This window comes from Paractinoplanes rhizophilus, from assembly GCF_042664765.1.
Taxonomy (GTDB): Bacteria; Actinomycetota; Actinomycetes; order Mycobacteriales; family Micromonosporaceae; genus Actinoplanes; species Actinoplanes rhizophilus.
On record NZ_JBHTBJ010000046.1, the window covers coordinates 1 to 25266 of the forward strand.

At 68.8% G+C, this 25266-nt stretch carries 23 protein-coding genes, 1 rRNA gene and 1 pseudogene; 12 read left to right on the forward strand and 13 right to left on the reverse strand.

Annotation, left to right across the window (positions count from 1 at the left end):
- A 5S ribosomal RNA gene (rrf, locus tag ACFQS1_RS35050) occupies window positions 1-86 on the forward strand; the annotation flags it as partial.
- 93 nt (window positions 87-179) lie between these two features.
- Here the strand turns inward: rrf and ACFQS1_RS35055 are convergent.
- The 3 genes and pseudogenes from ACFQS1_RS35055 to ACFQS1_RS35065 form a co-directional block, all read right to left on the reverse strand.
- Window positions 180-455: an SDR family oxidoreductase gene (locus ACFQS1_RS35055; RefSeq protein WP_378976318.1), complete on the reverse strand. Its 276-nt coding sequence runs from the start codon at window positions 453-455 to the stop codon at window positions 180-182.
- Window positions 456-537: 82 nt separating this feature from the next.
- A pseudogene (locus ACFQS1_RS35060) lies at window positions 538-975 on the reverse strand (SDR family NAD(P)-dependent oxidoreductase); the annotation flags it as partial.
- Between the two features lie 10 nt (window positions 976-985).
- Entirely contained in the window at window positions 986-1150 is a 165-nt protein-coding gene (locus ACFQS1_RS35065) for a DUF1059 domain-containing protein (protein WP_378976319.1), read from the reverse strand.
- Between the two features lie 202 nt (window positions 1151-1352).
- Here ACFQS1_RS35065 and ACFQS1_RS35070 point away from each other — a divergent pair, with 202 nt between their 5' ends.
- The 3 genes from ACFQS1_RS35070 to ACFQS1_RS35080 are packed head-to-tail and all read left to right on the forward strand — an operon-like array spanning window position 1353 to window position 4147.
- Window positions 1353-1949 (forward strand): AfsR/SARP family transcriptional regulator, encoded by a 597-nt coding sequence (locus tag ACFQS1_RS35070; RefSeq protein WP_378976320.1) that lies wholly within the window; start codon window positions 1353-1355, stop codon window positions 1947-1949.
- A gap of 52 nt (window positions 1950-2001) precedes the next feature.
- Window positions 2002-3060, forward strand: a complete 1059-nt coding sequence (locus ACFQS1_RS35075) for a class I SAM-dependent methyltransferase (protein WP_378976321.1) — start codon at window positions 2002-2004, stop codon at window positions 3058-3060.
- A gap of 1 nt (window position 3061) precedes the next feature.
- The gene (locus ACFQS1_RS35080; RefSeq protein WP_378976322.1) at window positions 3062-4147 is read left to right on the forward strand and encodes an FAD-dependent monooxygenase; all 1086 of its coding nucleotides are present in this window, start codon (window positions 3062-3064) and stop codon (window positions 4145-4147) included.
- Window positions 4148-4157: 10 nt separating this feature from the next.
- Here the strand turns inward: ACFQS1_RS35080 and ACFQS1_RS35085 are convergent, their stop codons facing one another.
- Window positions 4158-5183: an aldo/keto reductase gene (locus tag ACFQS1_RS35085; protein ID WP_378976323.1), complete on the reverse strand. Its 1026-nt coding sequence runs from the start codon at window positions 5181-5183 to the stop codon at window positions 4158-4160.
- A gap of 74 nt (window positions 5184-5257) precedes the next feature.
- Here ACFQS1_RS35085 and ACFQS1_RS35090 point away from each other — a divergent pair, with 74 nt between their 5' ends.
- Window positions 5258-6199 (forward strand): helix-turn-helix transcriptional regulator, encoded by a 942-nt coding sequence (locus ACFQS1_RS35090; protein WP_378976324.1) that lies wholly within the window; start codon window positions 5258-5260, stop codon window positions 6197-6199.
- Between the two features lie 500 nt (window positions 6200-6699).
- A complete protein-coding gene (locus tag ACFQS1_RS35095; protein ID WP_378976326.1) occupies window positions 6700-8136 on the forward strand; it encodes a tyrosine-type recombinase/integrase in 1437 nt (478 codons plus the stop codon).
- 200 nt (window positions 8137-8336) lie between these two features.
- Here ACFQS1_RS35095 and ACFQS1_RS35100 read toward each other — a convergent pair whose 3' ends face one another.
- From ACFQS1_RS35100 to ACFQS1_RS35115, 4 genes are read right to left on the reverse strand one after another with little or no spacing between them, the layout of a single operon-like run.
- Complete coding sequence (locus ACFQS1_RS35100; RefSeq protein WP_378976328.1) at window positions 8337-9677, reverse strand: hypothetical protein; 1341 nt, start codon at window positions 9675-9677, stop codon at window positions 8337-8339.
- Window positions 9674-10234: a hypothetical protein gene (locus ACFQS1_RS35105; RefSeq protein ID WP_378976330.1), complete on the reverse strand. Its 561-nt coding sequence runs from the start codon at window positions 10232-10234 to the stop codon at window positions 9674-9676. Before ACFQS1_RS35105 ends, ACFQS1_RS35100 begins: the two co-directional genes overlap by 4 nt.
- Window positions 10231-10713 carry a DUF7665 family protein gene (locus ACFQS1_RS35110; protein WP_378976332.1) on the reverse strand — a complete coding sequence of 161 codons (483 nt, stop codon included), beginning with the start codon at window positions 10711-10713 and terminating at the stop codon, window positions 10231-10233. Before ACFQS1_RS35110 ends, ACFQS1_RS35105 begins: the two co-directional genes overlap by 4 nt.
- Before the next feature lie 5 nt (window positions 10714-10718).
- Entirely contained in the window at window positions 10719-11177 is a 459-nt protein-coding gene (locus ACFQS1_RS35115; protein ID WP_378976334.1) for a hypothetical protein, read from the reverse strand.
- A 167-nt stretch (window positions 11178-11344) separates the two neighbouring features.
- Here ACFQS1_RS35115 and ACFQS1_RS35120 point away from each other — a divergent pair, with 167 nt between their 5' ends.
- Window positions 11345-11695 (forward strand): hypothetical protein, encoded by a 351-nt coding sequence (locus ACFQS1_RS35120; protein ID WP_378976336.1) that lies wholly within the window; start codon window positions 11345-11347, stop codon window positions 11693-11695.
- The gene (locus ACFQS1_RS35125; RefSeq protein ID WP_378976338.1) at window positions 11692-12813 is read left to right on the forward strand and encodes a HigA family addiction module antitoxin; all 1122 of its coding nucleotides are present in this window, start codon (window positions 11692-11694) and stop codon (window positions 12811-12813) included. The genes ACFQS1_RS35120 and ACFQS1_RS35125 overlap by 4 nt, the downstream gene beginning before the upstream one ends.
- 143 nt (window positions 12814-12956) lie before the next feature.
- Here the strand turns inward: ACFQS1_RS35125 and ACFQS1_RS35130 are convergent, their stop codons facing one another.
- A complete protein-coding gene (locus ACFQS1_RS35130) occupies window positions 12957-13316 on the reverse strand; it encodes a hypothetical protein (protein ID WP_378976340.1) in 360 nt (119 codons plus the stop codon).
- A gap of 120 nt (window positions 13317-13436) precedes the next feature.
- Complete coding sequence (locus ACFQS1_RS35135) at window positions 13437-13763, reverse strand: hypothetical protein (RefSeq protein ID WP_378976342.1); 327 nt, start codon at window positions 13761-13763, stop codon at window positions 13437-13439.
- A 71-nt stretch (window positions 13764-13834) separates the two neighbouring features.
- Here ACFQS1_RS35135 and ACFQS1_RS35140 point away from each other — a divergent pair, with 71 nt between their 5' ends.
- Window positions 13835-14518 (forward strand): DNA-binding response regulator, encoded by a 684-nt coding sequence (locus tag ACFQS1_RS35140; RefSeq protein WP_378976344.1) that lies wholly within the window; start codon window positions 13835-13837, stop codon window positions 14516-14518.
- A 1-nt stretch (window position 14519) separates the two neighbouring features.
- Here ACFQS1_RS35140 and ACFQS1_RS35145 read toward each other — a convergent pair whose 3' ends face one another.
- The gene (locus tag ACFQS1_RS35145; protein WP_378976345.1) at window positions 14520-17183 is read right to left on the reverse strand and encodes an AAA family ATPase; all 2664 of its coding nucleotides are present in this window, start codon (window positions 17181-17183) and stop codon (window positions 14520-14522) included.
- A gap of 257 nt (window positions 17184-17440) precedes the next feature.
- Between ACFQS1_RS35145 and ACFQS1_RS35150 the strand changes: the two genes are divergently transcribed.
- The gene (locus tag ACFQS1_RS35150) at window positions 17441-18094 is read left to right on the forward strand and encodes a hypothetical protein (protein WP_378976347.1); all 654 of its coding nucleotides are present in this window, start codon (window positions 17441-17443) and stop codon (window positions 18092-18094) included.
- Window positions 18095-18112: 18 nt separating this feature from the next.
- Here ACFQS1_RS35150 and ACFQS1_RS35155 read toward each other — a convergent pair whose 3' ends face one another.
- Both ACFQS1_RS35155 and ACFQS1_RS35160 read right to left on the reverse strand, forming a co-directional pair.
- Complete coding sequence (locus tag ACFQS1_RS35155) at window positions 18113-18313, reverse strand: hypothetical protein (protein ID WP_378976349.1); 201 nt, start codon at window positions 18311-18313, stop codon at window positions 18113-18115.
- On the reverse strand, window positions 18310-19551 hold the full coding sequence (locus tag ACFQS1_RS35160) for an IS256 family transposase (protein WP_378976351.1): 1242 nt from the start codon (window positions 19549-19551) through the stop codon (window positions 18310-18312). The genes ACFQS1_RS35155 and ACFQS1_RS35160 overlap by 4 nt, the downstream gene beginning before the upstream one ends.
- Window positions 19552-19767: 216 nt before the next feature.
- Here ACFQS1_RS35160 and ACFQS1_RS35165 point away from each other — a divergent pair, with 216 nt between their 5' ends.
- Both ACFQS1_RS35165 and ACFQS1_RS35170 read left to right on the forward strand, forming a co-directional pair.
- A complete protein-coding gene (locus ACFQS1_RS35165) occupies window positions 19768-20721 on the forward strand; it encodes a hypothetical protein (protein ID WP_378976353.1) in 954 nt (317 codons plus the stop codon).
- Between the two features lie 47 nt (window positions 20722-20768).
- Complete coding sequence (locus ACFQS1_RS35170; RefSeq protein ID WP_378976355.1) at window positions 20769-25235, forward strand: sacsin N-terminal ATP-binding-like domain-containing protein; 4467 nt, start codon at window positions 20769-20771, stop codon at window positions 25233-25235.
- The last annotated feature ends 31 nt before the right edge of the window (window positions 25236-25266 follow it).

Below are 25266 nucleotides of genomic sequence, written 5' to 3' on the forward strand. Positions count from 1 at the left end.
GTCTCATTCCGAACCCGGAAGCTAAGCCCTCCAGCGCCGATGGTACTGCACTCGGGAGGGTGTGGGAGAGTAGGACACCGCCGGACTCAACGTGGAAAAAGGCCCGCCCTGGGAAACCAGGGCGGGCTTTTCGCATTTAAAAGAGCCTGGTCGGCGGCTCGGGCGGGGACACGGCCACTTCACATTCCCATGCCGCCGTCGACGGGCAGGCCCACGCCGTTGATGAAGCGGGCCGCGTCGGACGCCAGGAAGACCACGGCGTCGGCCACGTCACCGACTTCACCCAGCCGGCCGGACGGTGTGCGGACGACAACCGCGCCGACGGCTTCCTCCGGCGAGGCGAAGAGCCCGATTCGGGCGACATCGGTGGCCAGGCCGGCGCCCATCGCCGTCGGCACGAGACCGGGATAAATACAATTCACACGTACGCCGTAGCCGAGCGTGCCGGATTCCATCGCGGCCACCCTGGTCAGCCGGGTCGACGCCGGACTTGGTGGCCGAATAGACCGCGATGGCGGGGAACGCGATGGTCGCGGCCACCGAGGCCACGTTGATGACGACTCCACCGTCCCCGGCGGCGCCGCCCGGGCGCATGGCGCGGAAGGCGTGCTTGAGACCGAGCGCGGTGCCGAGCAGGTTGACGTCGAGCATCTTGCGTACCGCGGCCGGCTCGAGGTCGACGATCAGGCTGGTGATCTCGATGCCGGCGTTGTTGACCACGATGTCGAGCCCGCCCAGCGTCGCGATCGCCTGCTCGACGGCGGCCGCCCAGTTGTCGTCGTCGGTGACGTCCAGATGCACGAAGCCGTGGCCCGCGCCGAGCGACTCGGCGACCTTCCCGCCCAGGTCGTCCTGCAGGTCGGCGACGAGGACCGAGGCGCCGGCCGCAGCGAGCGCGCGGACCATGCCCTCGCCCAGTCCCTGCGCGCCGCCGGTGACCAGGGCGCGGCGGCCGGTGAGATCTATCTGTGCCATGAAGCTCCCGTCACCCGGGCAGCAGCTCGATCCAACCGCGGATGTAGTCGGCCGTCTCGATCTCGACGAGCTCCGGATGGTCGGCCGCCACGTGATCCAGGATCTGCTGGATGACGACATCATCCGTGTCGCCGCGAGCGGTGAAGCCGCACTCGCATCGAACCTGCCGCGTCATCGCCGATCCTCCCCGGCGTAGTCTCTGATTGAGTCTGCCATGAGGTGTGTCCACGGTGCCCGAGTCCTCCCGAGTACAGCTGTGCGGAACGTTGGCCGTCGAGTTGCGCGGGTGCCGGGTGGAGCAGGCCTTACGTGGTCGTCAGGGCCGCCTGCTCTTCGCGTACCTCGTACTTGTCAGGGGCCAGACCGTCAGCCGCGATGTGCTGATCGACGCACTCTGGGGTGACGAGCCGCCGGCGGCGGCCGGCACCGCGCTCAACGCGCTGATCTCAAAGGTGCGCGCGAGTGTGGAGCCGGGCACGATCACCGGCCGTACCCATTTGGGTCTGGTCCTCCCGGAGCCGGTCATCGTCGACGTGGAGATGGCGATGGCGGCCGTCCACGCGGCGGAGAGCGCGATCTCGCGGGGCGATTGGCGGGCCGCCTGGGCGCCGGCGCTGTCCGCTCACTTCGTGGCCCGGCGCGGGTTTCTGCCGGAGGCCGACGCGGCGTGGTCGGAGGTCTGGCGACGCCGGCTGGCCGAGGTCGACCTGCGGGCGTTGGAGTGTTACGCGACAGCCTGCCTGGAGATGGGCGGGACCGAGCTCGCGGGCGCCGAGCGGGCCGCGCGCCAGCTGATCGAGCAGGCGCCGCTGCGGGAGACCGCCCACCTTCTGCTCATGCGCACCCTGGTCGCCCGCGGCAACGTGGCCGAGGCGCTCGCCCAGTACGAGCGTCTTCGCGTCCTGCTGCGCGACGAGCTCGGGGTCAGCCCGTCGCCGGGACTTCGCGAGGCGTGGGCCGGCCTGCTCCGGTAGCGCCAAGGTTTCGCCAACCGGCCGCCAACGGGGCTCGGCCAGGCTGCACCGCATGACTGCGATTGATGAAGCTGAACTCAATGATCTGCTGGGCCGGTTCGTCGGCGACCTTGGCGCCACCGCGTCGGCCGGAAATGTCGTCCTCGGCGATCGGCTCGGTCTGTATCGGGCGCTCGCCGACGACGGGCCGGTGACCGCGGCCGAGCTGGCGGCGAAGTCCGGCACCGCCGAACGGTACGTCCGGGAGTGGCTTGCCGGTCAGGCTGCCGGCGGATACGTCTCCTACGATCCGGCGACCGGCAAGTATTGGCTCAGCGCGGCGCAGGCGACGGCGTTCGCCGACCCCGACGGCCTGGCCCTGCCCGGTGCGTTCGAGCTCGCCCTGGCCTGCCTCGCCGACGAACCGAAGATTCGCACCGCCTTCCGTACCGGAGAGGGTTTTGCCTGGGGCGACCACGACCCGGGCGTCTTCACCGGCTGCGAGCGGTTCTACCGTCCCGGCTACGTGGCGAACCTGGTGGGCGCGTGGATTCCGGCGATCGACGGCCTGGCCGCGCGGTTGTCGGCCGGCGCTTCCGTCGCCGACGTCGGCTGCGGACTCGGGACGTCGACGATGATCCTGGCGCGGACGTACCCGGCGGCATCGGTGACGGGATACGACTCGCACCCGGAGTCGATCGCCCTGGCCCGCAAGACGGCGGACGCGGCCGGTCTGACCGACCGGGTCGACTTCCGCACCGCCACCGCCCAGGACTTCCCGGGCAGCCGGTACGGCCTGGTCACGACCTTCGACTGCCTGCACGACATGGGCGACCCCGTCGGCGCCGCCCGGCACATCCGCCGCTCGCTCGCCGACGACGGGGTGTGGATGATCGTCGAACCGTTCGCCGGCCGGTCGGTGGCCGACAACCTGAACCCGGTCGGGCGCGTCTACTACTCGTTCTCCACGTTCCTGTGCGTACCGCACGCGCTGTCCGAGGACGCCGCCGATCCGTTGGGCAACCAGGCCGGCGAGGAGCCCATCGCGCGAATCGCGACCGAGGCCGGGTTCGGCACCTTCCGCCGGGTCGCCGAGACCGCCTTCAACATCGTGTACGAGGCCCGGCCCTGACATGGAATCCACGATCGGGTCAGATCTGCGGGTGCTGGTGGTGGGTGCCGGGCTCGCCGGGCTCGCCACCGCCCTGGCCCTGCATCGGCGGGGGATCGGAGTCGAGCTCGTCGAGCGGCAGCGCAGGTGGGAGGACGGCGGCGCCGGCCTCTTCCTGCCGGCCAACGCCGTGCGGGCGCTGGGACACCTCGGGCTGGACGCGCCGGGTCGTCCCGTACGCCGTCAGCGCCTCCACGACCGTAACGGTCGACGGCTGGCCGACCTCGACGTCAGCCGGATCTGGCCCGGGATGGGGGACAGCGTCGGCGTCCACCGGGCCTCGCTGCATCGGGTCCTGCGGCGCGCCGCACGCGACATTCCCGTACGCATGGGCACCACCGTCCAGTCGATCCGGGACGGCGACGCACCGCTCGTGCACGCGTCCGACGGCTCGCGCCGGACGTACCATCTGGTGATCGGAGCCGATGGCGTGCACTCGGCCGTACGTGATCTGGTGTTCGGCGGACCGCGGGCCGAGCCGGTGGGTCAGATGTGCTGGCGCTTCGTGGTGCGCGGCCGCCCCGACATCATCGATTGGAATGCGTGGCTCGGCCCGCGACGCAGCTTCCTGGCCGTCGCCCTCGAGGATGACCAGGTGTATTGCTACGCCGACATCGCGCAGCCGGAGACGCCGGACTGGCGAGCGGAGTTCGCCGGCTTCGCCGAACCCGTCGGCTCGCTCATCGCGGCGGCCGGCGTCGTCCACCGCGCGCCGATCGAACAGGTCGCCCCGCCGACCTGGATCGCGCACCGGGTGTTGCTGGTCGGCGACGCCGCGCATGCCAGCCCGCCGAACATGGCCCAGGGCGCGGCGATGTCCTTCGAAGACGCCCTCGTTCTCGCGGAGCTGCTTTCCGCCGCGCCCTTGACCGAGGCGCTCACCGAGTACGAACGACGGCGGACTCCCCGGGCGACCTGGGTGCAGCAGCAGGCGCGCGAGCGCGACCGTACGCGGACAATGCCGTCGTTCGCCCGAAACACCATCCTCCGCATCGCGGCGCCGCGGTTGTTCGCCCGCAGTTACCGCCCGCTCCTCGCACCCCCATAGCCGCCGACTGCTACATCTCGTGCTCCCAGAAGCCACGCGTGTCGACGCCGGCGGCGTCGGCCAGCGCCTCCAGCTCCGCGATTTCCTCGTCGGCGAGCTCGATGCCCCGAGCTCGGACCAACCCGTCGATGTGATCCGCCTTCGTGACCCCGACGATCGGAGTGGTTCCTTTGGCGATGGCCCAGGCGGTGGCGACATCGGCGGCGAACGCGCCGCGGTCCGCGCCGATCGCCGCCATCCGGTCCGTCAGCGCCCGCAGCTGGGGTAGGACGCCGTTGTACACGGTCGCCCGGCTGCTGCCCTCCGGCAGCGGCCGGGCCGGGCCGTACCTGCCGGTCAGCGCCCCTTGCTCGAGAACCATGTAGGAGAAGAACGGCACGTCGTGCTCGCGGCAATGATCAAGAATGCCGGCCCGCTCAGAGCTTCGATATAGCAGGCTGTAGTGGTTCTGGACCGCCTCCACCCGGAAGCCGGCCTTGCCGAGGATCTGATCGGCAAGAGCGATCTCCTTCAGGTTGTGGTTCGAGACGCCGACGTGCTTGATCTGGCCGCTCCGCAGCAGCGGAATCAGACGCGGCGTCCACCGCGCGACGTCGGCGGGGTTGTGGATCCAGTACATATCCACGTAATCGGTGCCCAATCGATCCAGGCTCTGCTCCAGCATGTCCGCGACAGGATCGTCCCCGTCGCCCGCGGCCTGCGGCGTGAACTTCGTCGACAGCTGGTACTCGCCGCGGGCGTAGCCCTTCAGCGCCTGAGCGAGGGCAGTCTCCGCACGACCCATGCCGTACACCACCGCGGTGTCCCACAGAGTGAACCCGTTCGACAGCGCCTTCTCGGCGACCTCGCGCCGCCCGTACGCGGTCAATTGACTCCCGAAATAGCCGTCACCCGCCTCGCCGCTGTCTCCCCAGGCCCACGTGCCCAACGCCACTGCCGGCACTGCCGGCGTCTTGCTCGTCATGTCCCTGTCTCCATTGCCTTGTTCGTCGGCCGTCGCGGCTTTCGAATCCCAGGGAACTGCGATCGCCGCCACCGGAGAAGGTCGCGCTTATCGGGGGTACTTCCGCAACCCCTCTCGAGCCGCGGCCGGCGGTTACCGTGAAGGACATGGACCAGCAGCGCGCGGAAATCCGGGACTTCCTCGCCAGCCGGCGCGCCAAAATCACCCCGGCGCAGGCCGGACTGCCGACCAGCGCCCGGCGCCGGGTCCCCGGGCTGCGGCGCGAGGAGGTCGCCGTCCTCGCCGGGGTGAGCACGGAGTGGTACACACGGCTGGAAAAGGGTCACATCGGCGGCGTGTCCGACGACGTCCTCGACGCGGTCGCCCGGGCCCTGCAGCTGGACGACGACGAGCGCACTCACCTGTTCGACCTGGCCCGGTCATCGCGGCCCGAGGGTCGCGCGCCGTCGCGTCGCCGGGATGCCGAGCTCCCGCCTCAGGTCCAATGGCTGCTCGATGCCATGACGATGTCCTCGGCGTTCGTACGCAATGGCCGCACGGACGTCCTCGCCGGCAACGCCCTGGCCCGAGCCCTGCACGCGCCGATGTTCGGCAGCGCCACCATCGACCAGCGCGGCCGGCCCAACATCGCCCGCTACATTTTCCTCGACCCCGGCGCCCAGGACTTCTTCGCCGACTGGGACGCCGCCGCCAGTGCCACCGCCGCCCTGCTGCGCGCCGAGGCCGGGCGCGAGCCGCGGGACCGGGCGCTGCGCGACCTCGTCGGCGAGCTGTCCACCCTCAGCCCCGAGTTCCGCGGCCGGTGGGCCGCGCACGACGTCCTGATCCGCCACGACGGCGTCAAACGGCTCCGGCACCCCGACGTGGGCCACCTGGAACTGACCTTCCAGTCCCTCGACCTGCCCCTGCCCGGCCGAGCCGTGCACAACCTGATCACCTACACCGCCGAACCGGGCAGCGCGTCCGAGGAGCGGCTCAAGGTGCTCGCGAGCTGGGCAGCCCCATCCGCTTCCGTGCGAACCGCACCTGTGACGCGGGACCACCGCACCGCGGGGCTTCCGGGGGCTCGGCCCCCGGAGCCAGCATGACGAGTGGTCCCGGCTCGCGCTCTCCGCGAGCAGACTCCACCCAAACCACTCGTGGGCCGCCGGGGACTCGAACCCCGAACCTAAGGATTAAAAGTCCGCAGTATAGTCGAGCACCTCCAAACCGTACTCCTGCCTTCTATCACACTGACCTGCGGAAACGCAACCCAAGGCCTGCCGCGCTATGTCCACTATGGACCTGGGGCGCTCCTGGGGCGCTCGTCTGTTCCAGATAACCCCAGTCCAGAGCAGTGGCAGCCCGTCCGGCCAGACCGCGGTGAGTCCAATTCTGCGGCTTCATCGACCACGCGAGTGTTCGACGGCCCGGCAGCCTAGCGAAACGGCGCAAAGGGGCCAACGGCCGCCTTCATTTTCGATCGTGCCGCAGTGTCTGCGCATCGCCGGCAACGAGTGGGATCGGCCCCAACAAACGAATTCCTTTCCGGCCTGCTCGGCGCGACGGTGAGGGGTGATGAACCATCGAGAGCCTGGGGGAGGCTGTCATGAACACGAACGAGACGGGTGGGGTCTACCGCAGGTGCGGGTGCACCGACCCGATGACCGGCAAACGCCTCGGCGGGCGGTGCCCGCGGCTGGAAGATGATCCCGAGCACGGCAGTTGGTACTTCGCCGTCCAGATCCACGACGGCCAGCCGAGCCCGACCCGGATCCGGCGCGGCGGCTACCGCACCGCCCGCAAAGCCGCCACCGCCCGCGACGAAGTCCTGGCCACGGTCGCTACCGGCGGGAGCGCCCGCCGGGTCACCGTCGAACAATGGCTCCTGCAATGGCTGCAAGCCCTACCCGGCCGGGTCTGCCGGTCCACCGCCGCCGGCTACGGCATCCACGTCAACCGGTACCTGATCCCGTACCTCGGCCGCTACCCGCTGGCCGGGCTGCGGGCCGGGCACATCGAGGGCATGTTCACGGCGATCGCCGCGCAACGCACCAAGTCCGGCAACCCGATGGCCGCCGTGACCTTGCAACGGATCCGCGCCACCCTGCGCCGCGCCTTGAACATGGCCATCCGGGAGGGCCTGCTGCAGGTCAACGCCGCCCGGCTGGTCCTGCTACCTCATCCGCAACGACACCGGCCGCAATCATGGACCACCGCCCGGGTCGCCGCCTGGCGCGACGACGGGCAGCGGCCGACGGTGGCGGTCTGGACGCCCATACAGCTGGCGCAGTTCCTGGTGTTCGTCCGCGACGACCCGCTGTTCGCCCTGTGGTGGCTGGCCGCCCTCCGCGGCCTGCGCCGCGGCGAGGTGTGCGCCCTGCGCTGGACCGACCTCGACCTTGCCGACAGGACGCTCACGGTCAACCACAACATCGCCCACGCCCACGGCCGGCCCTACCTCGACGCACCGAAAACCGCCGCCGGGCAACGCACCATCGCCCTCGACACCGCCACCACCGCCGTACTGCGCGAACACCAACGCCGACAACGCCTCCTGCTGCGCGACATCGACGCGGGCTGGAGACCGGGCGGGCCGGTATTCACCGCGCCCGACGGGCAAGCGCTACGGCCAGACTGGCTCACCCACCGCTTCGCCACCCTGGTCACCGCGTCCGGACTACCCCCGATCCGGCTGCACGACCTACGCCATGGCGCCGCCACCCTCGCCCTGGCCGCCGGCGCCGACCTCAAAACCGTCCAAGACATGCTCGGCCACACCAGCTACGCCTTCACCGCCGACACCTACACCGCCGTCCTACCCGAAAACGCCAAGAAGGCCGCCGAAGCCACCGCCCACCTCATCCTCGACGCCATCCGCCAACAGCAACCGACGACAGCCCACCCCGCCCGAACGCGCGACCAGCAGCACCCGCCCATCATGACGGCGGTAGGGGGCGCCGCCGTACACCCGCACGGCCGACCGAGGGACAGCTACACCCCTGCGTCAACGCCAGCGAGGACACCAGTGCTCATCGACGGTTGACGACGCCTCACCCGATGGCCCGAAGCCTCTCGCCGCTCACCCAGAGCGTGATCCGCCTGAACTTGCGGCCGGATGGCGGTCGGCGGCCAGCGGCCAGGGAGACATGATCTCGACACCGGCGCGGACCCCTCCCGACGCGCCGGGCGCCAGCGATCGGCGCTGCAGGGACACGTACCTGCAAAGATGGCCGGACGCGCCCGTTAGATGAGCCGTATCGCCGTCACGTCAGTCGAGAGTGTTGGTGGTGCCAGGTCGATGTCGTCCGACTGTAGGTGCAGGTTGATGACGTCGAAGCCGGTTCCGGTGGTCAGCGTGGCGCGGATGGCTTGGGCGACCGCCAGGCAGGCGGTGATGGCACCAACGAAGGATGCGCCGACCGCGGTGTTGGCGAGCCGGACAGTCCCGCACGGATCTCGCTGCTTGAGGTCAGCCAGGGCAGGACTGGCGGCGTTGCGAGGCCGAGGGATGTCGTTCGCCCAGCCGGGCACCTGATGGCTGGGCGTCTCGGCGGGGAACCGGCGCAGCAGGATGGCGTTGAAGTCGGTGGGTCCGGCACCGAGGCCAGCGTCGATGGCGAGTTTCCAGCCGACGCTGGAGATGAGGCGGCGAGGTTCGAGGGCATCGACGCCCAGTAGCGCGACGTGGACGTCGTCGTTGAGGACGCGAGTGTGGGTGTCGAGGCGTCGTTCGACGATGACCGTGTCGTAGCCGAGGATGTCCAGGGCCGCGGCGACGAGGCGTGTCTTGCGGCGCGGTTGCGGGTGGGCCGGGGTGAGTAGGCCGGTGCTGTGGTTGGCGTCCACGACGTGCTGGGTGTCTTGCAGGACGATCTGGACGTCGGAGGGTTCGGGGTAGGGCAGCCAGGACAGCACCCAGGCGTTGGCCTGGCCGAGGTGGCCGAGGCCGACGAGCCACCACTGGGAAGGGGCGTGGGTGAGCCCGGGTCCCTCGGTGCGGTCGCCAGGGTGCCACAGGTTCAGCGTGATGGTGCGCCGGCCGGCATCGCAGCCGGGCCGGTTTCGGACCGCGCCGAAGGCTTCGTGCACGCCGAGCGCCGCGGCCGCGATCGCGGCCAACACGTTGTCGCCACAACTTACGTCGGCAGGTACATCGGCTGGCTGGACGTGGGCGGCCCACCCGTTCCAGGTCGCCGTCAACCGGATGGTGTTCGAAGCGGCGGCGGGCGGGGACGTGCCGAGATGCAGGGTGGGCCAGCTCTCCGGGGTGCCGCCGGGGTGGTCGAGGAGGCGGGCGCCCTCGCTGCTGAGTATCTGGGCGACGGTGCGGCCTCGGTGCGGGCCGGCGGTCAGGATGGTGTTCCCGTCGGCGACGACCGTGACCTGGCCGAAGGCGCGGACGGCGGTCGCGACGGCGGTGCAGAGCGCCGCCTGGCCGCATAGATTCATGGGCGTCGTGTCCGCGACGATGGCCATGCCGGTGGTGGCGTGCGTGGTCAGCGCAGCGTCGATGGTCGGCTGGGTGCCGTCCTGTACGCCCAGCAGGGCGGTGCGGTTGATCGTGTCGGTGAGGGGGACGGTCATCGTTTCTCCTGGTTTCGCCGGCGGGGCCGTAGGTGTGAGAGCAGCCGGCGCCACCACGGTGCACGGCCGACGGCCGGGCGGGGCATGTGGAAGAAGTGCTCGGCCCGCTGTCCGTAGAAGGACGCCCAGCGGCCGTCGACGCGCAGGTGGACGCCGAGCTGCGCGACGCCGGTGACGCCGGCGCCGTAGTGCGGCGCGATCAGTGCGACGTGCCCGTCGAGGGCGACCATCGGGTGTGCGGCGTCGATGGGGCTCTGCCGGACATGGTGGTGCGGGTGGGTGTGGATATCGCCTACCACTCGCAATCCGTCGCGGCGGCACCGCTCGAGCAGGGCGGTGTAGCCAGCGGCGCTGAAAGTGATGGCGCCGGTCAGGCAGAGGGGGTCGAGGTCGTCGTAGAACGCGATCGCGGTCACCGGTTGGGGTAGTTGCCCACTGGGGTGGGAGCGATCGGTGAGCAGGAAGGCGCCGCTTTCCCGGTTGCCGCGCCCGCGTTCGGTGAGTCCGGCGATCAGGGTGGCGAACAGCTGCGGCTCGATCGTCAGGCGCGCGGTCATCGGTTGGCTCCGGCCGGCGGCAGGTGGCCGAACTCCAGGGCTCGGTGCAGTTCCCGCAGATAGAACCCGATTGTTCGGGAAGGGTTCCAGGCGTGCTGCGGGTGCTGGACCGGCCAGTCCGGATGTCCGGCGAGGGCGATCCGGTCGCAGGCGAGGTAGGGGGCGTTGCCGCTGTTCGGCGACCACTCCGGGCGGAAGACCTCCGGGTTGCGGCCGGTGACCGGCCAGCGCTCCACCGGGAGCGGCATGCCCGTGGCGATGTCCCAGGGTTGTCCGGCTGGTGCCTTGACCGGGTAGTCGTCGACCTGCAGGCGCATGCCCAAGTCCGCGTCGTCGCCGACGGCGATGGTCACGGTCAGGAACGGCCAGGCGAGCTCGATGACGCGCCAGAACCCGGCGGCGGCCCCGTTCTCGACCTCGGGGCTGTGCAGATGCCGCCGCAGACGCTCGAGAGTCGGGTCGCCGCCGGGTTCTGGCATCGTGCTCATCCCTGCGGCCGGACCGTGTGCACCAGGTCCACCGTGACCGCGCAGGTGTGCTTCGGCACGATCGAGCTGACCGGCGCGGTCAGGTCGAGGTCCTCGGCGCCGCCGGGCACCCGCAGCACCAGGTCCGCCGCGTCGGCCGGGCTGATGCCGAACTGCTCGATCGCCCGCCGGCGGACCCGACGCAGCCGCGTCGCAGGGTGAACCCGAACGACCTCGTCCCGGCCGGCGTACCCGACCGTCACCGCGACCTCGCGGCAGGTGCTGACGGCCAAGTGGCCCGGTCGGCCGGTGAGCAACGCCTCGAGCGTCAGATCAAGGTCGAGTTCGCCCTCCTCGTCGACCGGGTACACCTTCTCGTCCTCCTCCACCGCGACCAGCTCAGCGAGCCGGACATGCGGCTCGGCCTCGCGAGTGTCGGCGACCCCGACCCCCGCAGCGAACACGTGAACACGCACTGCAACCTCCTCGTAACCAGATGAATGACGCTGAATCGGTGAACTCGGGCGGCCGTACGGCGAAGATCGTAGCGCATGAAAAGTCGCGCGCAAGGTTAAGATCTGTGTGTCGACTGATGGGCGAGTCCTGCCCTGGGCCGCACCGGCGGCAAGATATATTTGGCGACGTGCTCGTGACGGTGCCCGACCCCGGCCTCTCTCAGGTGCTGGAATCGGATGGGATGATCTTGGATCGGTGGCGCGACGCGGCCAACGACGTCATGGTGTTGCTGCAGTTGCTGCTGCACACCGCGGCGAGGACGTTGGCCGAGGTCCTCGCGCTCGGCCTGATCGTGCTGGCGGCGTCGCCGGCGGCCCGGTCCGCGCTGATCCTGCAGTACCGGCGGGTCAGCCTCGTCGTGCTCGGCCGCCGCGCCGACGGCAGTGAGGTCACCGCCGCGCAGGATCACCCGGAAGAGGTCACCCACCTGGAGGTGCACGGGGTCCGCGTCGCGGCCCTCGCGCAAGCCAGACCATGACCGGCAAGCAGTTCACCCCGAACTGGTCCAAGCATCCGGGCCTGCTCCTGGCCCAGGTCCTCGAAGCACGCGGGTTACGTCAGTCCGAACTGGCGGAACGCACCGGCCTGTCGGCCAAGCACATCAACCAGATCATCAAGCAGTCGATCGGGATCAGCTCCGACGTGGCCGTGCTCCTCGAACGCGCGCTCGGCGTCACCGCCGACATCTGGATCCAATGGGACGCCGCCTACCAGGAGTTCGAGAGCCGCCGGAAGGCCGACGAGGCACTCACCAGCTACCAACCATGGGCCGACCAGTTCGACCGGCCCACCCTCGAACGGCACGGCATCCTCGACACCACCGACACGGGCACCACCGCGGTCGATAAGATCCTCAAATTCTTCGAGGTCGCCACACCCCAGGCGTTCGAGCAGACCTGGGTTCGCCCGTCGGTCTCCTTCCGCCGTAGCCAGGCCTTCACCGTCCACGAACCCAACACAGCCCTGTGGCTACGCCTCGTCGAACGGTCGGCGGCCGGCCTACAGGTGGAGCCATTCAGCCCGCGGGCGCTACGCGGCGTCGCCAAAACGATTCCCCGGCTCACCACCATGAGCGTCCCCAACGGCTTCGTCGCCGCCCGCGCCGCGCTCGCCGAAGCCGGCGTCGCCCTCACCTTCGTCCGGGAGATCACCGGCACCCGGGTCGGCGCCGCGACCTGGTGGATAACCGGAGACCGCCCCGCGATCGGGATCACCGCCCGGCAGAAACGCCCCGACAACTTCTGGTTCAGCCTGCTCCACGAAATCGGGCACATCGCCCTGCACCCCCGCCGCGCCAGCTACCTCGACCTCGAGACCCCCGACTACGCCGACCCCGCCGAGGCCGAAGCCGACAAATTCGCCTCCGACCTACTGTTCCCGGGCGACACGACCGACCGCATCGTAGGAGCCCGCAGCCAGCACGACCTGATCCTCATCGCCGCCCAACTCGGCGTCGGCGTACCCACCATCGCCGGCTGCTACGGCAAACTGACCCAGAACTGGCGCATAGTCGGCAAACTGCGCGGATCCATCACCGACGACGACATCCGCACACTCGAAACTGCCGTCGCATCACCTGCGGCCCAACTTCGATGATTCGCTGGGGCGTCTCTCCGGCACAACCACACATCCGGATAGTCGCCTTCAGCGGCATGCACATGGTCGCGGGCACCGAGACCCCACCTGATCTTCCAACGGCGCCGCGGCAGCTAGCGCCGACACCGCCGGAAGTCGTCCGTTTACCGTCGGCGCGGCCGGCCGCGGGTAGGCGGCGGGCCGTCGAGATATCCCTTGCTCTGCACGAGCAGCGCACGCGCGTGTTCCACTGCGTCCGCAGCTTTCCGCAGAGTGGCACTGGCGGTCATCAGATCGCTGTTCCTGGTGGCATCGGCGGCCTGAGCAAGACGATTGGCGGCCCGGACAAGGCGGCCGGCGTACCGAGCCAGCTCGGAGCGCGTCCGCGACGTCGACGCGACGACCTTGTGGATGGCCGCGACCACCTCTTTCCGGCTCGCAAACGGCCGGAGGGATTCGCTGTCGTCGAAATAGTCGGCGGACGACCATTCCGGAGGAACGCCGGGCGGTGACATGAACGTCACGCTATGTACGGTCGAGCCCGCCGGTCCATGACGCCATCAGGGCGGCACGATCCTGCCATCGTGGGGCCCGTGACGCACGGGCCGTTATCCGCCCGGCCCGCCTGGGCTGGGTGTCCGAGTTCAGAGGCCTTCGAGATAGTTCTCACTGTCGCCCTGGGCCGCCCGGAGCATGGTCTGTGCCTGCTCCACCGCTTGGGCGGCATTTTCCAGATGGCCAGTCGCGCTAGCCAGGTGCGGGTTGTTGGACGCTTGTGCGAGGCGAGCGGCCGCTGCGGTCAGCGCGCGGGCATGATCCGTGAGCCCCGCCTGGGACCGCGCCGCCGTCGCGACGCATTTCTGGACGGCGAACCGGAGTTCCTCGACGTTCTGGATCTGCCCGTTGACGTCTGCGTCGTCATCGAAGTAGTCCGAGGACGGCCATTCCGGGGTGATACCGGGAGGTGGCATGTCAGTCACGCTAAGTGCGGTTGGGCCTGCCGGTCCATGACGCCATCAAGACGGCATGATCCTGCCATGGAGTGGCGCGCTGGCGCACAGGTCGGCGCATCGACAAGGATCTACGGGCGCTAACCCTCGTCGGGAAGGAGGGCACCGTTCAGATGTTGGTGCGGATCGCCGTGGCGGATCCCCTCCCCGTCTTCCGGCATGGTGTCGTCCAGATACTGCGAGACGCCGGATTCGAGCCGGAGACGCCGGACGACCTGTTCGCCTGGGTCCGCGACGAACAAACGACCGTCGTTGTTCTCACTCTCCAGACGGAAGCGGACTGGCGAACGCTTGAAGGGCTGCGCCGCACTGCCGCCGGGCTCGTGCTCGTGGCTCTGCTCGAGCAGATGTCGGTGAGTGACTCCGTGCGGGCCCTGCGGGCCGGGGCGGCCTGCGTCATGGCCCGGGACGCCAGCCCGTCGGCGTTCCGGAAGCGGCTTCGGGCGGTGGCGCGCGGCGAGAGCGTGGTCCCGGTCGAGGTGCTGCGCGAGCTGGCCACCCCGACGGCGAACTCGTCCCCGCCGGGCGAGCCTTCACCGGCCGAGCGGGACTGGCTGCGGGGCCTGGCTCGGGGCGTGACCGTCGGGCGGCTTGCGGCCGAGGCGGGCTACTCCGAGCGCATGATGTTCCGCTTGCTCCGGGACCTGTATACCCGGATGGGCGTCCGGAACCGCACCGACGCGCTGATCACGGCGCAGCACCACGGCTGGCTCTGAATCAGAAAAGCAGCCCGCGGACAGCGGGCAGCGGGTCACCCGGCCAGTCCTCAGTCAATGCGCCGAATAGCTCCCGCCGCCGGAACTGTGCGCCCGGCAGGTCCACGATCCGCTTGGCTTCCCGGTAGGCGTCGGCCGCCCCCTGCTCACCACGCTCTGGATCCAACAACGCGAGCCCGGCGAGCGCGAGGCCCTCGACCTCATGCGGCCGGTAGCAGCCTGGCGCCGCTGTTCCCAGCTCGCGAGCCAGCTCGGCGCCCTTGGAGAACGCCTGCCGAGCGTGTTCGCGCGAGTCGCCGCGACGCAGGGAGGCGACTCCCTTCACGGCGAAGGCCTCGGCCGCGTACATTCCGGTCGCGTAGCGCGTGGCCAGGTTCGCCGCGGCGAAAGCTCGATCCGGTTTGTCGTGATGGAGCTCGATGATCGCCAGAGTGGTGCCCGAGGTGCTCCAGAGACCGGGATCACCGCCCCGCTCCGCGACCTCGTAGGCGCGCAACGCCGCCTCCGTGGCGCGGCCTGGTTTGTTCCGCAACAGCCAGCCCCAAGCCGCGAGATCGTCACAGCGCGCGGCAATCACCCGGGCGTTCGCCTTCACGGCGGCGTCCCGGGCCTGCTCGAGCCGATCGACACTCCGGCCAGCTTGGCCGCGCTCGAAGTCGATCAGCGCGCGCTGATACTCCAGGGACAGGGCGAGGTCCGGGCCGACGGATCCCGCCGCATCGAGATGGACGTCCGCCTCGGTGAACGCCCCGGTTTCGGTGAGGCAGAGCGCAAGCCCGATGTGTGCCGTGAGGACGCCCTTGTGTCCAGCAGGAGATCGGTCCAGCAGCTTCTGATACTGCTCGGCCGCCTTCCCCACCTGGCCGGCCCGGAAGTAGTAGGCGGCCAATTGCACCAGGAACCCGAGGTGGGCCGCAGTGTTGTCAGTTTCGGCGCTCACGAGCACGCCATTGTCGATCACCTTGATGGCCTCCGCGAGCTGACCCCGCTGGGCGAGCGCCCGCCCCGCCAGCATGAGGTAGCGCGCCTGTTCCCGGAATCCGAAGAATCCGCCGGTCATCCGGGTCAGCCACGGCGTCAGCGTGGCGGTCTGCCCCCAGCCCTTCAGGTAGCGATCGTCGAGCGCGGCCATCAGGCGCAATGCCGGCCCCGCCTCCTCCGCGGCGACATACAGGTGGACGGCGAGGAAGGCATCCTCGAGGTCGTCCAGCCGGGCGACCGTACGGGCACCGGCGGCGTTCTCGAGGAACGCCGCCGCTCGCCGACGTTGCGCGACGCGGGTACCGGGCGGGACAGCACCGGCTATCCGGTGTGCCTCGCCGGCGGGCAGGTAGTAGTGGTCGTCGTGCCGCCGGACGAGCCGGCACCGGACGAGCTCGTCCAGCACGACACGCATCTCACCGGGAGTGACGCCGTTGAGCTCGGCGAGCACGGCCGGCCGTACAGGCACGTCCAGGACGGCGAGGGAGCGCACCACGCGTTCCTGGGGTTCGGCCAGGCTTGCCAGCATCGTCTTCGCCAGCGTGGGAGCGTCGGAAGCGGCGTCGAGCGGGTCGGCGGCAGGCCGCGTCGCGATGGCCTGAATTCCCACCACCAGCTCGGCGGTCCGCGGATGCCGCCGGGTCGCCTGGGCCAGCGCGGCCAACTGCGTGGCGGGCGCGCCCGGAATCGCGAGAGTGGCGACGAAACCCGGGAAATCCGTAGCGGGCAGCCCGTTCGTCACTCGCTCGGTCACCAAGCGGGCAAGGGGCAGCCGGACGGTGGTCACGAGCAGGATCTTGATCCGCTGTCCCGGTCGTTTCGCGACCTCGTCGAAGAGCAAGCCGAGGGTCTCGTCGCGCCATTCTCCGGAGCCGGTGTCGAACAGATCCTGGGCGTCGTCGAGGGCGAGCCACACCCGGTCGCCGCCGAGTTGGTCGAGCACGTCACCCAGTCGTACCAGGACATCGGACTCGCCGTCGTTCAGCCGTTCCACCAGCAGTTGCCGGTCGTCCTGGTCGGCGACCGCCACGGCGAGCCTCTCGAGCACGGAGAAGCAGTTCACCCCGGGATACCCCCGGGCGGCGAGATAGACGCGGGCGACCTTCTCCGGCGCCTTCCGCAGCAGCTCCGCGGTGATGGCGGTCTTTCCGACGCCGGCCGTGCCTTCCAACGCCACGAAGAGACCCTCGGACCGTGACATCTCGGTCTCGAGCCTTTTCAGTAGGCCCCGGCGATCGTGCAGGGTTCCGGGCACAAACTCGGGCAGCCCGGGTATGTCCCGCATATCGCTCGGCTTTTCCGCGGGGCTGGGCGGGTTCCCGCCGCCAAGGAAGTAGTTAGTCTCATAGTAGGAGTCGGCGTTCGTCTGCCTGCCGCCGGTGATCTGATTGACGTTGCTGCGATCGAAATGCGACCGATCGATCGTCAGCGCAGCACCCCCTTCGGCATCCCCGGCACCGTCGCCTCGGTCGGTGAGGCGGAAGAAAAGGACTGTCAGGACGGTGAGCGCGGCGGCCGAGATGATCGCCCAGCGCCACGGGTGATGTTGCATCGTGTCGAAGGGCCACGGCCAGGTGGGTTGGGACGTCGCCTCGTTGACCGCGATGGAGACCAGGACGCCCAGCGCGGTGGTCGAGAACAGGAGAACGGCGGCGAGCGCACCAACACGGCCCTTGGATCTCACCGGCCACCTCCCGCAAGCCCGGCAACGCTCGCTCACCATGACATGGGTCTGCCATTGATCGCCATCACGCAGTGCATATCCTGACACGACCCGGCGTAACGAGACTCGCGTCCCCATCTTGATGATCCACTTGTTCCGAGAGGGAGATCTCGACCAACGTCTTGTCCGACATCGTCTCGAGGAGCCGAGCGCGCTGGCCCGTGGTTCGGGAGGCACCGAAATGAGTGCGCTCGAGATGCTCCTTTAACCTGGCCGCCATGGTTGCCATGCTGACCGCAGTCGGGTCCATCTTGCTGCTGGTCGCTGCGGGTTTTGTTTGGCGTTCGCTGCGGGCTCGCGCCGCGCGGACAGACGTTGCATCAAACCTCACCGGAGGTGACCTTCAGCCCGAGTTTCCTACGGCGGGGCTGCTGGTTCCTGAGGACGTCCTCCGTACTGCCGGGTCGAAGCAGGCCGCGATTTGGGAGGCGCTGGAAGTCGCGGCGGTGCCGATCGCCGTCGAGTATTTCCCGGTGAGCGATTCGGATTTGGCAAAGTATCGGGCTGTGCCGGTGAATGCCTCCGCTCAGCAGGCGATTGCCGGGATGATCGATGTTGTCAAACCGAAGTCTCAGACGATGTTCCGACCTGTGCTGCCCGAAGGTGAAAAGCTGATCAAGGCCGCCGGGAAGATATCGGGGTTCCGAGGGTCTTCTCGCGGTGCGGGCGGCAAGTTCAGTAGCTCAGCCGTCTGGCAGCCCGTCGCGGCCGGCGGGGTGATTGCCGCCGGTTGGCCTCTCTTGGCGGTCGCCGCAACCGTCATGGCAACGGACATGATGGCGCAACGTGAGCAGCGGGCGTACCAGCGCCGGATCGAAGCCAGTCTCGGCCGGCAAGAGAGGTCAAGCCCCTTGGAGTGGTGTAACGGCTGATCTTTCGAGTTGTGGTTGCTAGAAGGGCTGTTCTGTGGGCTGGCGGGTGATGGGTTCGCCGGTTTCGGGCTGCCAGTCGTCGATGTCGTCGGGCCAGGGTGCGGGTCGGCCTTGGTCGTCGAAGAAGCCGGTCTCGAGGTTGTCGGTCAGCAGGGCGGCGTTGAGGGCGGCGCGTTCGGCAGGGTCAGGGATGGCGGGGTCGCCGGTCAGGTCGGTCATGCTGCGGTCTCCAGTTCGGGCAGGTTCGCGGCCGTGGCGGTGGCTGGGGTGGTGTCGCGGGCCTTGGCGAGGATGTCGAGGGCGAAGTAGCGGCGTCCTTCGGTCCATTCGTCGTGTTGCTCGGCCAGCACGGCGCCGACGAGACGGACGATGGCGTCGCGGTCGGGGAAGATCCCGACGACGTCGGTGCGGCGGCGGATCTCCTTGTTCAGGCGTTCGTTGGGGTTGTTCGACCAGATTTGCCGCCAGATCTGCTGCGGGAAGCTGGTGAAGGCGAGCAGGTCGGCACGGGCGTCGTCGAGGTAGGCGGCGACCTTCGGCAGGGACCGGCCGGTCGAGTCGAGCAGCTTGCCGAACTGGGCGTGCACCGATTCCGGGTCGGGCTGGTCGTAGACCGAATGCAGCATCGTTTTGACCGCCGGCCACGCCGACTTCGGACAGACCTGCATGAGGTTCGCGGCGAAGTGCGTGCGACACCTCTGCCACGACGCGCCGGGCAGGTTCGCCGAGATCGCCTCGACCAGACCGGTGTGCGCGTCGGAGGTGACCAGCAGGGTGCCGGTCAGGCCGCGGGCGACCAGGTCGGCGAAGAACGCGTTCCACGCCTGTTTGGTTTCGCTGGTGGCGACCTTGACCCCAAGGACCTCGCGGTGCCCGTCGGCGTTCACGCCGGTCGCCACGAGCACGACGGCGTTGACGACCCGGCCCTGCTCACGGACCTTCATGGTCAGCGCGTCGGCGGCCACGAACGTGAACGGCCCGGACTCGCCCAGCGGGCGGGTGCGGAACGCCGTGACCTGGGCGTCGAGGTCGGCGGCCATCCGCGAGACCTGCGACTTCGACAACGACGTGATACCCAGCGACTGCACGAGCTTGTCCATCCGGCGGGTCGAGACACCGAGCAGGTAGCAGGTCGCGACCACGCTGACCAGGGCGGCCTCGGCCCGCTTACGGCGTTCCAGCAGCCACTCGGGGAAGTACGAGCCCTGCCGCAACTTGGGGATCGCCACGTCGATGGTGCCGGCGCGGGTGTCCAGCTCGCGGTGCCGGTAGCCGTTGCGGGAGTTGACCCGCTCCGATGACACGGTGCCGTACTCGGCGCCGCAGACCTGGTCGGCCTCGGCCGACAACAGCGCGTTGATCACCGTGGTCAGCAGGTGGCGCATCAGGTCCGGCGACGCGTCGCCCAGCGCTTGGTCCAACAGGCCGGCAGGGTTGATGATGTGGGGTGCGGTCATCGTGATGGCGCCTTTCGAGAGTGCTGTGAGCGGTTCACTCGAAAGATCACGCGATGACCGCGCTCTTCGTTCAGCCCAGAAACCGGGCCGCCCGACGATCACGCCGATCGCGTTACACCACTATCAGGGACGCCACTGCAAGAGAAACGCCACTACGTTGGTCGAATCGCGGATCAACGCACTGCGGACGACTTGCTGTCCCGAGCGATCTCCCAGATGCTCGACGGTCGCGACCCGGATCTCGTTCCTGCGTTGGAGAAGGCATCCGACGAGTTCTTCAAGTCCCAGCAGTTCTTGGAGGAACACCGCGGTGTCTTCGACGCCTTGACGGACGACAACGGCAAGGTCGACTACCGCCTGCTGGAAGAGACACTCGGCGGCAAGGCGAAGGAAACGGGTCACTTCTTCCGCGACCTTCACCTGGCTAGATCAGCCCTCGCGATACGGCGTAAAGCGTTGATGGCCGATGCCGCCGCACACGCTCTTGCCGATCCCGCAAACCCTTACGCTGCGATGCGCAAGCGCTTGGAGTCGCAGGCTTATCAGTTGGACGAAGCCGATGCCATCGTGGCTGAACTGACCGAACGCCTCAGCCGAATCGAACTCAAGGGCCGGCGGCTACGCGACCGCGACAAGTCCGTGACGGCCCGCCAAGAACACATCCGCGCCCAGGTGTCGCCTCCCGCAGCGGACGGCGACACCGAGGTTCTCTTCCTCACAACGGCTTCCGGCGAGATCCTGCAATTGCTTCCGGCCCACGAGGACGAACCGTCGAAGCCCACCGCCGACGAAGGAGTCCCACTGCCAGCCCTCCCCGACAACGGCGATGCAAAGCCCGGCCGGTGGAGAACGGCGACGACCCGGAGTGATACGACGCCCGCAGGGCGCCGAACCGATATGGGTTGTCACGTCGACACCAACCAGGACCGGAATCAGGCACCTGGGCGCGGACGCGGTACAGCTGACCTTTCGATCCACCTGCAGGTGACAGCAGGACATCCCGTCCTTCCAAATGAAGTCTTCGATGACCGATGCCGCGAACCGTCCTGCTCTGCGGCTGGCCCGCCGACGTCGACGACTCCGGGGCGCATGTACACGAATTCAGCTGGGGCCAGACGGCAACGCTCAGTCCAGCCGCACCCTGACTTTGTCGGCTGGGAGTGTTCGTGATGCGAGAAGATGAGGTGGCTCGGGCTGGATGACAGTGGGGAGCCAAGATGGCCGGTGAGCTGGTGCCGCGCGTCTTCACCGCCCTGGAAGCGTCCGAGGTCGCCCACCTCGTTGTCGATCATGATCCTGAGACGCCGCGAACGGTCGTCCTGCTCCCCGCGGACGAGGCGGCGGCCGACGCGGGCGTCGTCGCGTTGGTCGAGTGTCTACACGGCCTGCCGAATTCGATCCGGTCCGCCCTGAAACGGGCGGGCGACAGTGCCGCCTACCTCAGCGACGACCGCCTTCAGGGGCTGGCGGAGCTCATTCAGAACGCCGACGACCTCGGTGCGACCGAGGCCACAATCGTGGTCGATAGTCTCGGCTCGCGGCTGCTGTTCTCGCACAACGGTGCCCCGCTCACCCTGCATGACGTCTGGGCTCTGGCCATCCCGTGGCTCAGCCTCAAGGCCGCCGACGAAGAGAAGCTCGGGCGCTTCGGCATCGGGCTCAAGACGCTCCACTCGCTATCGGACGTCCTTGAGGTCTACCAAGGTCACTTCCGCGTGCGGTTCAGTTCCGACACGATCCAGCCGCTGAACGAGCACATCGGCTGGCCGCAGGCCGACAGCTCGATGACGACGTTCGCGGTCCCCTTCACCCCGGACTCCGTCGACAGCGGCGATGCCGCACGGTGGCTCAGGCAATGGGATGACGCGGGTTTGGTCTTCCTTCGCCACCTCTCGAAAGTGCGGCTGGTCGACGAATCCGGGCACGAGATCGTCCGACTGCAGCTTGAGCCCGATCCTGAGGACACACTGGAGCTTCCCGGTGGCCGCACGTCCCGGCACCGCGTCACGGCCACCGACGGCCGTCAGTGGCTGGTCTACCACCGCAGTGCCGCTTCGCCCGCAGAAGTGGAGCGGGTGGGAAAGGCACAAGGCGCTCGCACGCCCGTGGCCTTCGCGTTCGCCTTGTTCGAAGGCGATACCGGGCACATCCACGTCGGCTTGCCGGTTCGGCCGGTCGGTCTGCCCTTCCGCGTCCTCGCGCAGTTCGATCCCCAACCGTCGCGTCGCGACATCGCCGACACCGACTGGAACGCGGCTCTCGTCCCGCTCCTCAGCGATCTCTGGCGTGACGCGGCGCTCGATGTCTTCCAGCTCGCGCCGGCGCAGGGCTGGCGGATCGTACCGACGACGGCCGAGTTCGAGGCCGACGAACGAACCACCGGTCGACTCCGGACCCGCCTCAGCGAGGATCTCCTTCGGCGGGCTCGCATCGAGTTCGCCGCGGCACTGACCCTCGACGACGCGGGGACCAGGTACGGGCTGAACGCGCTCGCCTACGAGGCGGCCGAGCTCACGCCGGTCCTCTCCCGCGAGGATGTCCGCCTGGTGTCGGGGCGGCCAGGCGTGCTGGCCGAGTCGGTGCGATCGAGCGACGACCGCTGGCGCGAGGTGCTTGCCGATCTCCGGGCCGTCGGCGCCGCGACGCCGACCCTAGTGAGCATTACGGACGCGAGCGTCCTGCTGGACGACGACCGGCGATCGCCGGCGTTCCTCGCCCATCTGCTGGCGGTCGCGATCGAAGCGGGCCTTGGCGCCGCCCTCGATGCACGAACATGTCTGGTGCTTGACAGCGGCGCCCGCGTGCCACCGTTGAGTCGCGTGGGCCTGGCGGTCCTGCTCCCGCAGGAGCCCGACCCGCTGTGGGAACTGCTGGGAATCGGAGCGCGGCTGGATCCGGCCTTCACCAGCCAGCCGCAGTGGACCGTGATCCGCGACTGGCTCAATGAAAGAAAATGGCTCAGATCGGCGGCGACCAGCGCGGACGCGTTGCACGTCCTGGCGGACGCCGGCAAGGCAGGCACCGCGCTGGAACCTCCTCTCAGCGATGCCCAGGTCGACGGGCTTCGCCGGGCACTCGAAACGATCCCCGAGGCAGAGCGTCCGGCGCTCGGCACTGGCCTGGGCCAGGCCGTCGAAGTCGAGGCTGTCAAGTACGACGCGAGCGGTCAGCGGCAGGCCGTCCATGCCCGGCCGTGCGATGCCTACTTCATCGAACGCGAGGCCACCGCCTGGGTCGTGGCAGCGGGCAAGACGCCGGGCCTGACCTGGATCGACCGGCGCTACTCGGACAAGATCCGCACCGACGGCAGCCCGGACAGCATCGGCGCCCAGCGCCTGTTCCGCCTGCTCGGTGCCGAGGTCGCACCACGCGTCACGAGCCACCCAGCCAACGAATCTCGGCTGTCGAACTACCGCCCCGGCGTACCCATCTCAGCAGCTGGGTCGCCGGAGCGCCGTGGCGAGGCTCTGCGGCACTTGCAGGCCACGTACACCCTTGAGGACTGGATTGCGCCAGATCTCGATGCGGTTTTGAAAAGCATCGCGAAGGAGAAGGACGCAGCCCAACAGCGGCGACGAGTCAGGGCTGTGCTTGGCACCCTCGCGCGAGCATGGGATCGTCTGGGCCGATTTGCGCGTGTTACGGCGGCCACGCCCTACTACAGCTGGTACGACCGGGGCCTGGTCGATGCCTGGTGGATCAGCAGCGCCGCCGCGATCGCGTGGCTGCCGTCCGAGCAGGGCAAGGCCACGGCGCCCGATCAGCTCCGAATCAAGAGCTCAGCGACCGTGGCGCTCTACGGCGACGACCCGGAGCGATACCTCAACCCAGCCGTCGACATCGTGACCTACCACGAAGTCCTCGCTCGCATCGGCGTCGCTGGTGACCCGACAGCGGCCGAACTCATCCAGAAGCTCGAGGAAATTCGGGCCGACACCAACTCCGCGTCCAAGACAGCCGAGGACCTCGCGGCGCCGCTCTACCAGGCATTGGCCGCCCAGGTCCGCGGCCACCGGCTGGGCGATCAGCCGGCAAGCACTGCTCGGAAGGCCTTCGGTCGCGGCGACGGCCTGATTGCGACGCGGGGAGGCTGGCGCCGACCGAGCGTAGTGCTTACTGGCCCACCGATCTTCGGCGACATGCGCGACTTCGTGCCCTCGGTGTCGGGTACTGACGCGCTCTGGGCGCTGTTGACCATCCAACGACCGGCCGCCCAGGACGCGCGCGGTGTACTCGGCGAACTCGCCCGCAAGAAGTCGTTGAAGAGCGACGAGAAGCTGATCATGCTGGAAGCGCTTCGGCTGCTGGTCGGAGCGCCGGGAAGCGAACTGACCAAGCTCCGCAGGGCGGCTGTCTGGGTCGGTGATCGGTGGGAGCGACGGCGGCCGGTCTACGCGACCCGCAACGCCCTGATCGCTCAGGTGCTCAAGCGCCGCGTGCCGATCTGGAGCCCCGGCGGATCGCTGACCCAGCTGGATCCGCTGGTTGACGCCTACAAGTTGACACGGCTCGACGCTCCCCACGGTCAGGTGCTCGACCCGGACGACGCGACCTACCACGCCAACCTCACCCAGGTCTTCTCCCGCGCTGTCGTCAACCTCCGGGCCGACCTCGCGCTGAGCGACCCCACGGCTGAGCAGAGCCTGCGGGTCTCGTGGGACGAGCTGGCTGCGCTCAGCGTCAAGCAGTTGCCTCGCCTTCAGGTTCGGCTCCTCGAGCCGGCCTACGGCCTCGACGAAACCGTCGAGCTTGACACCTGGCTGGACCTAGCCGCCGGCGTCTTCTACATCGCTGACGACGCGGCGATCGGCTCCCCGAGTTCGGGTGCCTACGCCATCGCATCCGTCTTCGACGGCGATACCCGGCGGATCGCCCACGACTGGGTCGCCGCCTGGTCTGTTGCCCTCGAAGGGCACCGGGAGGAAGAGATCACCACCGCGGCGCGTTTGGACGCGGAGCTTATGAAGGTCCGCGACGAGCGCGGTGAGCAACTTCTGCGGGAGTTGGCCGAGCACACCAACGACCGACGCGCGAAGATCAAAGTAGCGCCAGATGCCACGAGGAGGGCACCGGTCACCACGATCAAGACCGCCGAGGCCAAGCCGAAGCCGACCAGGCAATTGGTCGACCCCGACGGCCTGATCCTCAAGAATGAAGATGGTGAGATCGTCGGTGGCACTCCTGCCGCACTTGATGAACCCGCTGGCAGGATGCCGACGACACCGTCGGGTAAGCCTCGCGACCCAGATGCATCGCATCCCAGGAGGCCATCGGTAGACGGCGGGCGAGGTATCAGGAACTACACCGACGAAGAGCGCGAATCTGCCGGGCTGGCACTGGTACGACGGGTGCTCGGTGGCGACGAGGAACAGATTGTCGACATCCGACATCAACGCAATGTCGGCGCCGACGCGATCGACAATCTGGAGAATTTCTTCGAACTCAAGGTCTACGCCGGGCCGATCCCCGAGACCGTCTCGCTGACCAGTTCCGAGTTCCAGCGTGCCCAGCAGACCGAGAAGTTCTTCCTTGTCGTGGTCGGCAACGTCGAGCGAGGCGGCTTGGACCCGGAGGTGCGGATCATCACGGACCCGCTCCACCAACTCACCATGCTCCCGCAGGGCTCCGTCAACCTGGGAGGCATCCGCAACGCCAAGGCGCTGCGCTACACGTTCGAGGCGTGACAGTTCGTGACTCCCGCTCAGGCTCTCTCGC